14 protein-coding genes are annotated in these 14430 nt (G+C 72.9%); 5 read left to right on the top strand and 9 right to left on the bottom strand.

The window, feature by feature from the left end; translation table 11 throughout:
* The first annotated feature begins 96 nt into the window (after positions 1–96).
* Positions 97–819, top strand: coding sequence for a helix-turn-helix domain-containing protein (locus ACZ518_RS30100; protein WP_469116168.1), 723 nt, complete (start codon positions 97–99; stop codon positions 817–819).
* 95 nt (positions 820–914) lie between these two features.
* On the top strand, positions 915–1298 hold the full coding sequence (locus ACZ518_RS30095) for a VOC family protein (protein ID WP_469116167.1): 384 nt from the start codon (positions 915–917) through the stop codon (positions 1296–1298).
* A gap of 15 nt (positions 1299–1313) precedes the next feature.
* Here ACZ518_RS30095 and ACZ518_RS30090 read toward each other — a convergent pair whose 3' ends face one another.
* A complete protein-coding gene (locus ACZ518_RS30090; RefSeq protein WP_469116166.1) occupies positions 1314–1805 on the bottom strand; it encodes a GNAT family N-acetyltransferase in 492 nt (163 codons plus the stop codon).
* Between the two features lie 102 nt (positions 1806–1907).
* Between ACZ518_RS30090 and ACZ518_RS30085 the strand changes: the two genes are divergently transcribed.
* Positions 1908–2306, top strand: a complete 399-nt coding sequence (locus tag ACZ518_RS30085) for a VOC family protein (protein WP_469116165.1) — start codon at positions 1908–1910, stop codon at positions 2304–2306.
* On the opposite strand, the gene ACZ518_RS30080 is transcribed toward ACZ518_RS30085, so the two are convergent.
* Positions 2270–2668, bottom strand: coding sequence for a winged helix-turn-helix transcriptional regulator (locus ACZ518_RS30080; RefSeq protein ID WP_469116164.1), 399 nt, complete (start codon positions 2666–2668; stop codon positions 2270–2272). The genes ACZ518_RS30085 and ACZ518_RS30080 overlap by 37 nt on opposite strands.
* Before the next feature lie 59 nt (positions 2669–2727).
* Between ACZ518_RS30080 and ACZ518_RS30075 the strand changes: the two genes are divergently transcribed.
* On the top strand, positions 2728–3396 hold the full coding sequence (locus ACZ518_RS30075) for an NAD(P)-dependent oxidoreductase (RefSeq protein WP_469116163.1): 669 nt from the start codon (positions 2728–2730) through the stop codon (positions 3394–3396).
* An 84-nt stretch (positions 3397–3480) separates the two neighbouring features.
* On the opposite strand, the gene ACZ518_RS30070 is transcribed toward ACZ518_RS30075, so the two are convergent.
* Together ACZ518_RS30070 and ACZ518_RS30065 are read right to left on the bottom strand one after the other, a co-directional pair.
* Complete coding sequence (locus ACZ518_RS30070; RefSeq protein ID WP_469116162.1) at positions 3481–3786, bottom strand: hypothetical protein; 306 nt, start codon at positions 3784–3786, stop codon at positions 3481–3483.
* A 165-nt stretch (positions 3787–3951) separates the two neighbouring features.
* Complete coding sequence (locus ACZ518_RS30065) at positions 3952–5541, bottom strand: APC family permease (protein WP_469116161.1); 1590 nt, start codon at positions 5539–5541, stop codon at positions 3952–3954.
* A gap of 354 nt (positions 5542–5895) precedes the next feature.
* Here ACZ518_RS30065 and ACZ518_RS30060 point away from each other — a divergent pair, with 354 nt between their 5' ends.
* The gene (locus ACZ518_RS30060; RefSeq protein ID WP_469116160.1) at positions 5896–7713 is read left to right on the top strand and encodes a hypothetical protein; all 1818 of its coding nucleotides are present in this window, start codon (positions 5896–5898) and stop codon (positions 7711–7713) included.
* A gap of 76 nt (positions 7714–7789) precedes the next feature.
* Here ACZ518_RS30060 and ACZ518_RS30055 read toward each other — a convergent pair whose 3' ends face one another.
* The 5 genes from ACZ518_RS30055 to ACZ518_RS30035 form a co-directional block, all read right to left on the bottom strand.
* Positions 7790–9247, bottom strand: coding sequence for an aldehyde dehydrogenase family protein (locus tag ACZ518_RS30055; protein ID WP_469116159.1), 1458 nt, complete (start codon positions 9245–9247; stop codon positions 7790–7792).
* On the bottom strand, positions 9244–10983 hold the full coding sequence (locus tag ACZ518_RS30050; protein ID WP_469116158.1) for an N-acyl-D-amino-acid deacylase family protein: 1740 nt from the start codon (positions 10981–10983) through the stop codon (positions 9244–9246). The genes ACZ518_RS30055 and ACZ518_RS30050 overlap by 4 nt, the downstream gene beginning before the upstream one ends.
* 431 nt (positions 10984–11414) lie before the next feature.
* The gene (locus tag ACZ518_RS30045; RefSeq protein ID WP_469116228.1) at positions 11415–12551 is read right to left on the bottom strand and encodes an LLM class flavin-dependent oxidoreductase; all 1137 of its coding nucleotides are present in this window, start codon (positions 12549–12551) and stop codon (positions 11415–11417) included.
* Positions 12552–12671: 120 nt separating this feature from the next.
* Positions 12672–13469, bottom strand: coding sequence for an SDR family NAD(P)-dependent oxidoreductase (locus ACZ518_RS30040; RefSeq protein WP_469116157.1), 798 nt, complete (start codon positions 13467–13469; stop codon positions 12672–12674).
* Between the two features lie 9 nt (positions 13470–13478).
* Positions 13479–14426: an LLM class F420-dependent oxidoreductase gene (locus ACZ518_RS30035; protein WP_469116156.1), complete on the bottom strand. Its 948-nt coding sequence runs from the start codon at positions 14424–14426 to the stop codon at positions 13479–13481.
* Positions 14427–14430: the final 4 nt, after the last annotated feature.

The raw sequence follows: 14430 nt of genomic DNA, 5'->3' as shown, positions 1-14430 counted from the left end.
ACAGCTATGCGTTCGTTGCAACAGATCGGATTTGAACGCTACGCTGGAGCCACAGGCGGTACAGGAAGCACGCAAGCAGCGCAAAGGAGACCGCACATGCCGGGAGGCAGGCTCACCCCGCAGGAACGCCAGCAGATCGCACTGGGGGTGGCCGACGGCCTCGCCTACGCAGAGATCGCCAGGCGCCTCGACCGTCCCACCTCGACGGTCACCCGCGAGGTCATGCGCAACGGCGGCCCCGCCGGATACCGCGCCGACCTCGCCCAACGCGCCACCGAACACCGCACCCACCGCCGCAAGCAGGCCGCGCCCCGGGGCGCCCAGGCCCCCGCGCCCGGCCACGGCCGCGACCCGGAGGCGGTGCGCGAGTACGAGGAGATGTTCACGACCGTCCTGATCCAGTCGGGCCTGCCCAAGATGACGGCCAAGGTCCTCGTCTGCCTCTACATCGCCGACTCCGGCACCCTCACCGCATCCGAACTCGTCCAGCGCCTCCAGGTCAGCCCGGGGTCGATCTCCAAGGCGGTCGCGCTGCTCGAAAGCCAGGGCCTCATCCGCCGGGAACGCGACGAACGCCGCCGCGAGCGCTACATCGTCGACGACGACGTCTGGTACGACTCGATGATCGCCAGCGCCCGGTCCACGGCCCTGCTGGCCGAGACCGCGCGCAAGGGCGTCAACGTCCTCGGCCGCGACACCCCCGCCGCCAACCGCCTGGAGAACATCGGCCGCTTCGTCGACTTCGTCTCCGAGAGCATCGTCCGCGCCGCCGACCAGGCCCGCGAGATCCTCCACACGAAGCCCGAACAGGCGCCGTAGGGAATCGGGAAACGCCACCGTCCTCACGCGGCCGGAGGTGACGTCCTCGCGACAACTCGATGGACAGGGGTCGGAGCCTGATCGATAGTGCCGCCATGGCATCTCTCGTACGACACGTGACCTTCGACTGCTCCGACCCCTACGCCCTGGCGCAGTTCTGGATCGCCGCCCTCGACGGCAAACTCGGCGAGGGCGACCAGCCCGGCGACCCCGAGGTGCTGGTCGAGACCCCCGGCGCCGGGCTGCTGTTCATCCGGGTGCCCGAGGGCAAGACGGCGAAGAACCGGCTCCACCTGGACATCCAGCCGCAGGACCGCACCCGCGACGAGGAGGTGGAACGCCTGGCCGGCCTCGGCGCCACCGTCTCCGGCGACCACCGCAACCCGGACGGCACGGGCTGGGTGACCATGACCGACCCGTCGGGCAACGAGTTCTGCGTCGAACGCAGCGCCGCCGAGCGGGCCCAGGGCCCTGCCTGATCCACCAGACACCCCCTAAGCCCCCTCCCACCGGACCTCGCCGTCCTGCCACTGCCCGGTGGGGACGAGGCCGGCTGCGGCGGCGACGGCGGCCGACGCCCCGTGGTCGGGGTGGACGTGCGCGACGACCGTCCCCGCCTCGCGCTCCCGCAACCAGGCGACGAGCCCCCTGGCGGCCTCGGCGGCAATGCCCCGGCCCTGCCAAGGGGTTCCCACCACCCAGGACACCTCGGCGGTGCCCCCGCCGACCGTCGCCTGAACGGTGCCGACGAGGCAGCCCTCCGCACGCAGCCGCACCACCCAGTTGCACCAGGAGACGGCCGGATCCGGCGAGCCGGCGGCCCACCGCACGTAACGGGCGCGCAGCTCCTCGACGGTCTCCGGCTCGCCGCCGATGAAGGCGTGCAGGGCGGGGTCGCCCAGCACAACGGCCATCTCCTCGGCGTCCTCGACCCGCAGCGGGAGCAGGTCGAGCCGGGCGGTACGAACGGTCCCAGGCTTGATCACCCGCCCGATTATGCGCGGGGTACCGGGGGCGGTGCCCTGCCGGGGCGGCCGTGTGCGTACCCCACCTCCGGGCGTGCCGCGTCCGGGTCCTACGCTCCGGGCATGATCAACTCACAGACCCACGTCCGAGTTGCCCGCCCCTCCCGCGATCTGGGGGCCGCCGAGCGGTTCTACGTCGACGGGCTCGGGCTCGACATCCTGTGGCGGAGCACCGAGCGTACGCCCGGGGAGCACGACCTCCTCATGGTCGGGCCGGCCGGGGGCGGGTGGCACTTCGAGCTGACCCTCGACCCCGACAACCCGATCGAGCCGTCCCCCACCGTGGACGACCTGTTCGTCGTCTACCTCGGCGAGGCCCCCGACGAGGAACTCGTGCGCCGGCTCGTCGACTGCGGCGGGACCCGGGTCCCCTCGCACAACCCGTACTGGGACGAGTACGGCGTCACGTTCGCCGACCCCGACGGCTACCGGCTCGTGCTGTGCTCCCGCACCTGGGGCTGAGCGTCTGACGCCCGGGCCGTCAGTCCCGCTTCCCGGGCGTCGATGAGCTCGTCCCAGTGCTCCCGCGTCCACGCGCACGCCGCGTCCAACGGCCCCAGCAGGCCGTGGCCGAGCACGGTGAGGGCGTAGCCGCCGGGTTCCTCGCGCACGACGAAGCCGTCGCGCTCCAGCCCCCGCAGGGACTGCGTCAGGGACTTGGCGGTGATCCCCCGCAGGGGGACCTTGAGCTCCGAGAAGCGGCGCGGGCCGTCTTCCAGACAGCGCAGGATCAACGGCGCCCACTTGTCACCGACGCGGAACGGCACCAGCGTCGAGGGGCAGACGGGGTCGAACATCTCGGGGTCCAGGGGCGGTTGCGTCATGATCGCCACGGTAGGCCGGTATCCAATCGGTAACCACCCCTTTCCCTACGCTCGCAGCCATGACGAACGCGAACGAGAACCAGACCCAGATCCAGCCCCGGACCGCCGACGGGCACGCCACCGCCCCCACCCGCCTGATCGTCTTCGGTGCCGCCGGCCGCGTCGGCCGGGCGGTGGTCGCGGCGGCGCGGGCGCGGGGGGTCGAGGTGACGGCGGTGGGGCGGGCCGACGGGGAGGTGACCTCGGCGGCGGACGTGGCGCGGCTCGCGGCGGGGCACGACGCGGCGGTGGTGTCGGTGTACGACGCCCAGGCGGCGCCCGGGGAGTTCTTCCCGGGCGTGGCGCGGGCGATGGCGGCGGGCCTGCCGCGGGCGGGGGTGCGGCGGCTGGTGTCCGTCGGGCTGGCCTCCGTACTGCCCACGGCGGACGGGACCCTGCTGATGGACACCGCCGGGTACCCGCAGGAGTGGCGGGAGTTCTACGTCGGGCACGGCGCCGGCACCGAGGCGTTGCGGGCCGCCGCGCCCGAGGCCCTGGACTGGGCGGTGCTGTCCCCGGCCGGGGACTTCGACCACGACGCCACCCCGCACGGCGGCTACGCGTACGCCCCCGCCGACGCCGACGGCCGGATCACCCCGGCCGGCTTCGCCGAGGCCGTCATGGACGAGGTCACGGCCCCGACCCTGCACGCGGTCCACGCGGGCGTCGCCGAAGCGGTGGCCTCATGACCGCCGAGCCGGTGACCGACAGCCCCAACCCCTCGGAGATCCCGCTGGTCCTGGTCACCCCGTCCGGCTGAGGGAGCCGCCGGGCTACCCCTTCACCTTCGGGGCGTGCGGGACCCCGGCGTCCACGGCGCTGCCGGCGCCCGCGAGGGAGCTGTTGGTGGAGTTGGCCGCGCTGCCGACGGCCGCGCCGGTGATGGCCACGGCGGTCCGGGTGTCCTGCACGGCCTGGCCGGGGTGGTCGACGATGCCGACGACGCGCTTGACCGGGGGCTGGCCTCCGAGGGTTGCGCCGTCGCCCCCTCCGGCGGCGTGGGCGGTCAGGGGGGTGAGTGCGAGTGCGGCCCCGCCGGTGAGGGCCAGGGCGGTGAGGGTGCGCTTCATTGCCTTCATGCCCCGCCCAACGACCCCCCGCATCCCGGGTCACCGCCCGCCTCCGCTGTTCCGCGCATCGGATGACCCGGGCCCGCGCACGCCGGCGGCCCCGGATCGGGGGACCGGTCCGGGGCCGCGGGCCATGACACAGCGGGAAGACGGCGGGAGGAGGGGGTCAGGCGGTCAGTCCTCCACCACCAGGGCAGGGGTGGACTTCGTCAGGACCTCGCCGCGGAAGAAGGCGGGGCTGCGGCGTTCGGTGACGAACATGACGACCAGCCCGAGGGCGAGCAGTCCGACGCCGATGACGAAGACGCTGCCGACGCCGAGGACGTCGGACCCGGAGCCGTAGGAGGGGTCCCACGCGTCCGCCAGGGTCTTGAAGAAGACCGCGGCGAGCAGCAGGCCGCCCAGGACGGGGAAGACGCCCTTGAAGAACAGGTCGCGGGCGGAGCGGCGCAGGTCGCCGCGGAAGTACCAGGTGCAGGCGAAGGCGGTCAGGGAGTAGTAGAAGCAGATCATCAGGCCGAGCGCGAAGATCGTGTCGGTGAGGACGTTCTCGCTGACCAGGGTCATCACGGTGTAGAACGCGCCGGTCGCGATGCCCGCCATGACGGTGGCGCGGCCGGGGGTCTTGAACTTGGGGTGGACCTTGGCGTACGAGGGCGGCAGGGCCTCGTAGGCGGACATGGCCAGCACGGTGCGCGCCACCGGGATGAAGGTGGTCTGCAGGGAGGCGGCGGCGGAGGCCAGGACCGCGACGAAGAGCAGGATGCCGAGGGCGGGGCCCATGACGGGGCCGGCGAGGGCGGCGAAGACGTTGCCGGAGGTCTCCTCGTTGCCGAGGCCGAGGCCCTGGCCGCCGGAGCCCACGGCCATCTGGGCGGCGATGCCGGTGGCCAGGTAGGAGCCGACGAGGACGACCATGGCGATGAGGGAGGCGCGGCCGGGGGTCTTGGCGGAGCCGGTGGTCTCCTCGTTGGTGGCCAGGCAGGCGTCCCAGCCCCAGTACATGAAGATCGAGAGGGAGAGTCCTGCGGTGAAGGCGCCCATGGACTCGACCGCGAAGGGGTTCATCCACTGCCAGGTGAAGTCGATGCCGGTGTCGAAGGTGCCGGCGGAGGCCTTCTGGAGGGCCATGGCGACGAAGACCGCGAGGACGACGAGCTGGAGGCCGACGAGGGTGTACTGGACGCCCTTGGTGGCGGTCATGCCGCGGTAGCTGATGGCGGTCGCGACGGCGATCAGCGTCAGGCAGGTGGCGATGTGGACGAGCTTGTTGTCGTCGAGGGCGGCGATCGACTGGTTTCCGGTGATCTCGCCGGCCAGCAGCCAGAAGTAGGAGGTGGCGACGCCCGCGAGGTTGGACAGCACGATGATCGTGGCGATCACCAGGCCCCAGCCGCACATCCAGCCGATCCGCGGACCGAAGGCCTTGACGGTCCAGGTGAACGAGGTGCCGCAGTCCGGCATGGCCTTGTTGAGCTCGCGGTAGGCGAAGGCCACCAGGAGCATCGGGAGGAAGCCGGCCAGGAAGACCGCCGGCATCTGGACGCCGACCTCGCCGGCGGTGGAGCCGAGGGTGGAGGTCAGGCAGTAGACGGGGGCGACGGTGGAGACGCCGATGACGGCGCTGCCCAGCAGGCCGACGGAGCCCTTGCCGAGGCCCTTGCCCCGGACGTCGGCCGAGGTTCCGGCCGAGGTCCCGGCGCCGCCCTCGGCGACGCCGCTTACCGTGTCTCCGACCTGAGGCCGCGTGTCCAGCTGTGTCATGGGACAGGACGGTAGATGCTGCGGTTTCCTGATCCGGAAGATTTAAGTCCGGTAATTCACAGGACTAAATTCCTTGGATTGCGAAGATCCAAGGCGTTCGTGAACTGGTAATACAAGGTTCACTCCGGAACCCATCCACCGTTCGGGAGGCGCCGAGATGGACGTTCCGGATTGCGGAAACCGCAGGAGTACCCCATTTGTCCGTTTCAAAACTTTCCCGTGCCAATTTTCGAGGCCCCCGGAACCCACCCCGGGCCCCCAAACGACTGCGCCCCGTGAAAACCACTGGACGGCCCGTGACCACCGCTGGCAGGCTGCCGGCATGACCTACGGAATCGAGTCCCACCCCGCCCGGTGAGCGCCCGCGACGAGCGGACGCCGCTCACCCCCGGAACCTCCCTGTACGACTACGCCCTGTTCCGCCAGGGCGCCGAACCCGCCGGCGCCGCCTTCCCGCACCGCGGCCACCCCCTGCCGGAAAGCCCGCCGGACCCGCCCCCTTCCCGCCCCCGCCTCACCTGGGACCAGGCACGGGAGGAAGTCACCGCCGCCCTCGCCGGCCCGCTGGCCGACCCGGACCCCGTCCGGGCCGCCGACGCCGTGCACCGGGCGGTCGACGGGCTCCGGCTGCCCGAGCGCACCGTCCGCGCGGTGGCCACCCGCCTCCCGCTGACCGACGAGGCCGCCGCCCGGGCCACCGCCCGCCGGCTGACCCGCAGCGGCACCGCACCCGGCGCCGTCGGCGTCGGCATCGCACTCCTGATCCGCCTCGGGGAACCCGAGGACGTGCCCTGCCTCAAGGCCCTCGGACTGCTGCGCGGACTGGGCAGCCCGGCCGCGGCCGCACTCGACCCCCTCGACCGGCAGGCGGCCGCCGTGCTGCACCTGGCCCACCGCAACCGCGACCACGCCCTGACCCCGCTGATCGGCGCGGCCTCCGCCGCTGCCGGGTCCGCCGACGACCGGGCCGTACGGGACGCACTCGTCGCCCTCGTCACCTCACCCGACTGGGCCACCACCAGCCGCCGGCAGTCCCGCCGGATCGCCGAGGCCGCCCGCCTCGACGCCCTCCTGCGCGCCCACCCCGACGACACCGCCCTGATCACCGCCGCCGGGTTGCTGCTGCACGCCATGGCGGCCCAGTACAACGCCCGCGCCGACCTCCTCGACTACGGCCCGGCGGTCCAGGCGTACCGCACGGTGGCGGCGCGGGCGGGCCGCCCCGCCCCGGACCTCGACCACCAGGCCCTCCTGCTCTCCCTCATCCAGGACCTGCACAGCGGCACCGGCGCACTGCTCGACTGGCCGGCCGGCGAACGGGAGGAGCTGCTCGCCCTCCTCCGACAGCACCTGGGCACCCGGCCCCCGCCCGGGCCCCGGGACCGGCGCACCGCCTGGCTCGCCCGCAACCGCACCCGCCCCTTCCACCACCGCGCACCGCACGCGCCCCTGCGCATCGAGGTCGTCGCCGGCGACCCCGCCACCCGCCCCGCCGTCGAGACGCGGATCCTGATCGACGGCCGCCCCCTCGTACCGGCCCTCTTCCCCCACGGCCCGGCCCACCAGCCCGAACACCTGCTCGACAACGGCGCACTGCTCGCCGGCCCCGAACCGCACGAGGTGCAGCTCGCCGAGGCGGACTGCACCGAGGGGTGCTGCGGCGCCCTGTACGTGACCGTCCGCCGCGACGGGGACGAGGTCGTCTGGGACGGCTGGCGCGGGGCGACCGGACCGCCCCCGCCCGAACTGCGCTTCGACGCCGCCGCCTACGAGGCCGAGGTCCGGCGCGCCCGGGCCGACGAGTCGTGGTCCTGGCCGGCCCGCAGCACCGCCCGGCGGATCACGGCGGGCCTGCGGGAACGGCCGGAGCTGCGGACCCGCTGGGGCCTCGGCTGGATCCGGGCCACCACGGGATGGCAGGACCCGGACACGGTGACCGTGGCCTTCGGCCACCGGCCCGCCCCGGCCGCCCAGCCGGTACGGGGAGAGGACCCCGCCCCCAGCCTGATGTTCGAATGGCAGCTCCCCGACGACGGCCGCCCGCCCGAGGCACAGGCCGAAGCGGCGCTGGCCCGGCTGGAGTCCACCGACCCGAAGACGTACGCCAGGGTGACCGGCGGGAGCCGGGAGCTCGCCGAGTCCCTCGGCTTCGCCTGGCCGCAGCGCAGCTAGGCCCTGTCCGTGGACCAGGGTCGGAAAGGCCCTGGGCGGGGTCCCCCGGGGCGGCACCCCGGGGGACACCTCCCCGTCACGTCGTCCAGACCACCGACTGCACCTCGCTGTACGCGTGCAGCGCGTACGAGCCCACGTCCCGCCCCACCCCCGACCGCTTGAACCCGCCGAACGGGGCCTCCATGTTCCGGCCGATCGTGTTGACCCCGACCCCGCCCGAGCGCAGCCGGCGGGCCACCCGGAAGGCGCGGGCGGCGTCCCCGGACCACACGTAGCTGATCAGCCCGAAGTCGCTGTCGTTCGCCAGCCGGACGGCCTCCTCCTCGTCCCCGTCGAACGGGACCACGACCACGACCGGGCCGAAGATCTCCTCCCGCACCACCCGCATGTCGTTCGTGCAGTCGACCAGCAGCGTCGGCGCCACGTAGAAGCCGCGGCCGTCGCCGACCACCGGGCGCTCGCCGCCGTACGCGATCCGCGCGCCCTCCTTGCGGCCCAGCTCCACGTACGACTCCACCCGGTCGCGGTGCGCGGCCGAGATCACCGGGCCGACGACCGTGCCCCGCTCCCCCGGGTCGCCGACCTTCATGAAGGCCAGGTAGCCGCGCAGCTTCTCCACCAGCGGTTCGTACACCGAGCGGTGGACGATCACCCGGGTGGGCGCGGTGCAGATCTGGCCGCTGTAGAAGGAGAAGGTGGTGCCGATCCCCGTCACCGCCGCGTCCAGGTCCGCGTCCTCCAGGACGATCGCCGCGCCCTTGCCGCCCAGCTCCATCAGCTGCCGCTTCATGGTCCGCCCGCACACCTCGGCGATGCGCTGCCCGACGCCCGTGGAACCGGTGAAGGAGACCATGTCCACGTACGGGGAGTCCACGGCCGCCTCGCCGACCTCCACCGAGGCACCCGAGACCACGTTCACCACCCCGGCCGGGACGCCCGCCTCGTGCAGCGCCTCGGCCATCCTGAACACCGACAGCGGGTCCTGCGGAGCCGGTTTCACCACCACCGTGTTGCCCATGGCGAGCGCCGGGGCGACCTTGCCGGCCGGGTTCGCCCACGGGTTGTTGTACGAGGTGATGCAGGTGACCACCCCGACCGGCTGGCGGACCTCCAGCGCGCCCAGGACGGACGCCTTCCCCATCGGGCCGGCCTCGGTGACCTGCGGCGGGAGCCCCTTCTCCACCGGTTCCAGGGCGCCCTTCGCGTACCGCCGGAACCGGGACACCCCTACGCCGACCTGCATCCCGCGGGCGATGCCCGTCGGCGCGCCGGTCTCGGCCCGGGCGAGGGCCGCCCACGGTTCGAACTCCCGCTGGATGACGTCCGCCGCCCGGTCGAGGACGGCCGCGCGCTCCTCTGGGGCCGTACGGGACCACGTACCGAAGGCCTCGGCGGCGGCGCGGGCCGCCTCCTCGACCTGGGCGCGGGAGGCCTCGGGGGCCAGGCCGACGACGGACTCGTCGGCCGGGTTGACCACCTCGTAGTGGCCGCCGTCGGGCTCGACCCACTCGCCGCCGATGTAGAGGCGTGTCATCGGGTGCTCACCGTCCTCGTGTCACGGCCGGACCGGAGCACGATCCCCGGGACCGCGCCGGTCACCTCGTCGTCGCGGATGGTCTCGACCCCGTTGACGCGTACGGACACCACCCCGATCGCCCGCGCGTCCAGCCGCGGGCTGTCGCCGGGCAGGTCGTGGACGAGGGTCGCCGGGCCCGCGTCGATGCGCTCGGGGTCGAAGAGGACCAGGTCCGCGTGGAAGCCCTCGGCGATCCGGCCGCGCTCGCGCAGCCCGAACAGCCGGGCCGGGTCGTCGGTGAGCATCCGGACCGCCTGCTCCAGCGGGACGAGCTTGCGGCCGCGCAGGCAGTCGCCGAGGAACCGGGTCGTGTACGGGGCCCCGCACATCCGGTCCAGGTGCGCGCCGGCGTCGGAGCCGCCGAGCATGACGTCCTCGTGCTGCCAGGTCTCGGCGCGCAGGGCCCAGGTCGCCGGATCGTTGTCGGTGGGCATGGGCCACAGGACGGTGCGCAGCTCGTCGTCGGCGCAGATCTCCACCAGGCACTGGAAGGCGTCCTGGCCGCGCTCGGCGGCGATGTCGCCGACGACGCGTCCGCTGAGTCCCTCGTTCTCCTTGCTGTACGTGTCACCGATGACGTAGCGGCCGAAGTTGGCGAGGCGCCGGAAGACCCCGGCCTCCTTGCTGTCGGCGCGGCGCAGCATCTCGGCGCGTACGTCCGGGTCGCGGAGCTTCGCGATCCGCTCGGGGACGGGGAGCGCGAGGACCTCGCCCCAGCCGGGGATGAGGTTGAGTGCGCAGAACGTGCCGAGGGACATGTTCATGGGGGTGAGGATCGGCATGGTCAGCGCGACGATCCGGCCGCCGGACCTGCGGGCGCGCTCGCTGGGGACCAGCTGGCGCGGGACGCGTTCGGGGACGGCGGCGTCGATGGTGAGGACGTTCCAGTTGAGGGGCCGGCCGGCGGCGGCGCTCATCTCGACGAAGAGGTCGATCTCGTCGTCGGAGAACTGGTCGAGGCAGCCGGCGACGATGGCTTCGAGCTGGGTGCCCTCGTGTTCGCCGACGGCGCGGGAGAGCGCGAGGAGCTCGGCGGGTTCCGCGTGCCGGGAGGCGACGGGGGCGCCGGCGCCGTCGGAGTGGGTGGAGGACTGGGTGGTGGACAGCCCCCAGGCGCCGGCCGCCATGGCCTCGTGGAGGAGCGCCAGCATCTGTTCCATCTGGGCGGGGGTGGGCTGCCCGCCGACGGCGTCCTCGCCCATGACGTGCCGGCGCAGGGCGCAGTGGCCGACCATGAAGCCGGCGTTGACCGCGATGCGGCCTTCGAGGGCGTCGAGGTACTCGCCGAAGGTGGACCAGGTCCAGTCGACGCCCTCTTCGAGGGCGGCGAGGGCCATGCCCTCGACCTTGCTCATCATGCGGCGGGTGTAGTCGGCGTCCTCGGGGCGGGCGGGGTTGAGGGGGGCGAGGGTGAACCCGCAGTTGCCGCCGGCGACGGTGGTGACGCCGTGGTTCATGGAGGGGGTGGCGTAGGGGTCCCAGAAGAGCTGGGCGTCGTAGTGGGTGTGCGGGTCGATGAAGCCGGGGGTGAGGACGAGGCCGGTGGCGTCCTCGGCGGTCGCCGCCGCCACTGCCTGTGTGCCGGGCTCCGCTATGAGGGCGATGCGGCCGCCCTTGATGCCGATGTCCGCGGTGTACGCGGGGGCGCCGGTGCCGTCGACGACGGTCGCTCCGCGGATGAGGTGGTCGAGCATGACGGTCCCCTCCTGGGTGGTTCCTGTCGCCCTGGCCGTTGCCCTGGCCGGGCGTGTTCCGTATCCCCTGCCGGGGCGTCTCCCTGCCGCGCCCTGCGGGGTGTCGGCCCTGCGGGGGCTGTCCCCTACCCGCCCTGCCACCGTTCCCCGGGCTCTGCCCGGACCCGCGCCTCAAACGCCGGCGGGGCTGAAATCAGCCCCGTCGGCGTTTGAGGCGACGGGCGCGGAGCGCCCGTGCGGGGTCAGGGGCAGCGCCCCTGGGAACGGTGGAAGGGCGGGTAGGGGACCGCTCCGCGCAGCGGCACACCACCCGCACCCGACCCACCGGCCCCAGCCATGCAGACCGGCCCGCCCCGGGTCCGCCGGCCGGAGGCCGGCGCAGCGGCGCGAAGCCGGTAGGGCGCCCCGCGCCGCACCGCGCGAGCGGCGCGTCAAGAAGAGGTGGAGCCGGCGGCCTGGCGGAAGCGGGTCGTGCGGTGCACCGGGTCCGTGTCGATGTGCGGGATGACGTGTTCGCCGATCAGCTTGACCGTCGTCATCGTGTCCTCGAACGAGACACCGGTCGGCAGTCCGAAGGACAGCTGGTCCGCCCCCGCCTGCTCCCACCGCTTGCACTGGGCCCGTACCTCCGACGGGTCGCCGCAGATCAGCAGCTCCTCCGCGATGAGCAGCTCGATGATCTCCGCGTTGTACTCCGGCAGGGTCTCGGGCCACTGCGGGATCGCTTCCGGCCGCGGGAAGGTGTCGTGGTAGCGGAACACCAGCGACTGGAAGCGGTTCATGTTCGCGTTGACGGCGATCTCCACCGCCTTCTCGTGCGTCTCGGCGCAGATCGCGGTCGAGGTGACCATCACGTTGTCGTTCACGAAGGCGCCTATCGCCTTCGCCTCCTGGATGGCCGTCTTGTACTGCTCCAGGACCCACTCCATGTCGGAGACCTTCTGGACGCTGAAGCCCAGCACGCCGAGGCCCTTCTTCGCCGCCATGGCGTACGAGGAGGGCGAGCCGGCGGCGTACCACATGGCCGGGTGGGCCTTGCCGTACGGCTTGGGGAAGATCTTGCGGGGCGGCAGCGACCAGTGCTTGCCCTGGAAGCCCTCGTACTCCTCCTGGAGGAACATCTTGGGGAATTCCGCGATGGTCTCCTCCCAGATCTCCTTGGTGTGGTTCATGTCCGTGATGCCGGGGAGGAAGCCGAGGATCTCGTGGCTGCCGGCGCCGCGTCCGGTGCCGAACTCGAAGCGGCCCTTGGAGAGGTGGTCGAGCATGGTGACCTTCTCGGCCACCTTCACCGGGTGGTTGACCGGGGCGAGCGGGTTGAAGATGCCGGAGCCGAGGTGGATGCGCTCGGTGGCGGCGGCGAGGTAGCCGAGGAAGACCTCGTTGGCGGAGAGGTGGGAGTACTCCTCCAGGAAGTGGTGCTCCGAGGCCCAGGCGTACTTGAAGCCGGACTTGTCGGCCTGGATGACGTACTGGGTCTCCTCGAGCAGCGCCTTGTGCTCTGCCTCGGGGTCGACCTTGGACCGCGCCTCAGGCACGTATCCCTGCACGAAGAGCCCGAATTCCAAGGGGTTCACCGTCCTTAGGTTTCTGACGTTGCGTCAGATTTGATGGATCCGACTGTTCCACCGCCGGGGCGGAAGCGTCAAGAGAGTCGCACCGCCTTACCTGACGAGTCGTCAGGAATCTCAGAGGATGCTCACTCCCGCCATCCAGCCGCCGTCCACCACGAACGGCTGGCCGGTGATGTACGAGGAGTCGTCGCCGGTCAGGAAGAGGGCGAGCTTCGCGATCTCCTCCGGCCGCCCCACCCGGCCCAGCGGGACCACCCGCTTGTACAGCTCGGCCATCGCGTCCCTGGCCTCGTCCGTCATCCCCGCCGGGTCGAGCAGCCCGGGGTTCGCCATGGGGGTGTCCACCGCGCCCGGGCACATCGCGTTGACCCGGATGTTCCGCGCGGCCAGCTCCAGGGCCGCCACCCGCGTCATCCCGAGGATCGCCGCCTTGGTCGCCGCGTACGCGCCCACGTACGCCATGCCCGTCAGGCCGGTGTACGAGGAGGTGTTGACGATGGTCCCGCCGCCGGCCGCACCGATCTCCGGGGCGAGCGCCTTGATGCCGAGGAAGGCTCCGACCTGGTTGACCTCGACCACCTGGCGGAACTCCTCCAGCGGGGTGGAGGCCAGCTCGTTGAAGCGCAGGATGCCCGCGTTGTTGACCAGCCCGTCGACCCGGCCGAAGGCCTCCTTCGCCGCGGCCACGGCCGCCGCCCAGTCCTCCTCCCGGCTCACGTCCAGCCGTACGTACCGCACCCGGTCCGCGCCCGCCTCCGCGGCGATCTCCTTGGCGACGGCGGCGCCCTGCTCGTCCAGCACGTCGCCCAGCAGCACCCGTGCGCCCTCGGCGGCGAAGAGGCGGGCCTCCTGCTCGCCCTGGCCGCGCGCCGCACCGGTGATGACGACGACGCGCCCGTCCAGCTTGCCCATCCCGTACTCCTAGTCGTTGAGGAGCGGAGCCACCTCGGCCCCGAAAGCGGTGATCTGGTCGACGAGTTCGGCGCGGTCGCGATTGCGGAAGCGCACCTGGATCTGGTCCACGCCCAGCGCCGCGTACTCCCGGAGGGACTCGGCGAGCACCTCCGCCTTGCCGGTCAGGGTCCGGCGGCCGGTGTCCCAGCCGGGCTCGCCCACGTACAGCGGCTCGGTGATCGCGCCGACCTCGAAGGGCCCCTCCACCCCGGCCGCCTCCCGCAGCTCGCGGATCCGGGCCACCTGCCCCGGGATGCGCTCGCGCGGGTCGCCCTGCGGGAGCCAGCCGTCGCCGCGCACGGCGGCCCGGCGGACGGCCGCCGGGGAGGAGCCGCCGACCCAGACCGGGATCCGCTCCTGCGCCGGCCGGGGCAGCTGCCCCAGGTCCCGGAAGGAGAACCGCTCCCCCTCGAACTCCGGGTACTCGTCCGGGCCGAGGGCGGCGCGCAGCGCGTCCAGGCTCTCGTCCAGGACGGCCCCGCGGCGCTCGAAGTCGACGCCGAGCACCTCGAACTCCTCCTGGACGTGCCCGGCGCCGACCCCGAGGACCAGGCGGCCCCCGGAGAGGTGGTCGAGGGTCGCGTACTGCTTGGCGGTGAGCAGCGGGTGGCGCAGGCCGACGATCGCGACGTGGCTCAGCAGCCGCACCCGCCCGGTGATCCCGGCCAGGAAGGCCAGGGTGGCCACCGGGTCGTACCAGACGGTGCTCATGGGACCGGCGAGGCGGCGCGGAACGGCCACGTGGTCGCAGGTGGCCACGTACCCGAAGCCGGCCCGGTCGGCGGCGCGGGCCACCTCGGCGAGGTCGGCCGCGCCGGCCGAGGCCTCCCAGGGCTCGGCGTAGATGGTGCTCTGCGACTGGACCGGGAGCTGCATCCCGTACTCCAGCCGGCCTTCCGGAAACACGCGTGCCATACCG

Source organism: Streptomyces sp. NPDC033966 (assembly GCF_055575955.1).
This window is presented reverse-complemented; position numbering and strand designations above follow the sequence as displayed.

Coding starts and splice junctions, on each gene's coding strand:
- ACZ518_RS30085 (WP_469116165.1), top strand. CDS start 1,908: ATGATCAACTCACAGACCCACGTCCGAGTTGCCCGCCCCTCCCGCGAT.
- ACZ518_RS30040 (WP_469116157.1), bottom strand. CDS start 13,469: ATGGGCAAGCTGGACGGGCGCGTCGTCGTCATCACCGGTGCGGCGCGC.
- ACZ518_RS30075 (WP_469116163.1), top strand. CDS start 2,728: ATGACGAACGCGAACGAGAACCAGACCCAGATCCAGCCCCGGACCGCC.
- ACZ518_RS30050 (WP_469116158.1), bottom strand. CDS start 10,983: ATGCTCGACCACCTCATCCGCGGAGCGACCGTCGTCGACGGCACCGGC.
- ACZ518_RS30035 (WP_469116156.1), bottom strand. CDS start 14,426: ATGGCACGCGTGTTTCCGGAAGGCCGGCTGGAGTACGGGATGCAGCTC.
- ACZ518_RS30065 (WP_469116161.1), bottom strand. CDS start 5,541: ATGACACAGCTGGACACGCGGCCTCAGGTCGGAGACACGGTAAGCGGC.
- ACZ518_RS30080 (WP_469116164.1), bottom strand. CDS start 2,668: ATGACGCAACCGCCCCTGGACCCCGAGATGTTCGACCCCGTCTGCCCC.
- ACZ518_RS30055 (WP_469116159.1), bottom strand. CDS start 9,247: ATGACACGCCTCTACATCGGCGGCGAGTGGGTCGAGCCCGACGGCGGC.
- ACZ518_RS30100 (WP_469116168.1), top strand. CDS start 97: ATGCCGGGAGGCAGGCTCACCCCGCAGGAACGCCAGCAGATCGCACTG.
- ACZ518_RS30070 (WP_469116162.1), bottom strand. CDS start 3,786: ATGAAGGCAATGAAGCGCACCCTCACCGCCCTGGCCCTCACCGGCGGG.
- ACZ518_RS30095 (WP_469116167.1), top strand. CDS start 915: ATGGCATCTCTCGTACGACACGTGACCTTCGACTGCTCCGACCCCTAC.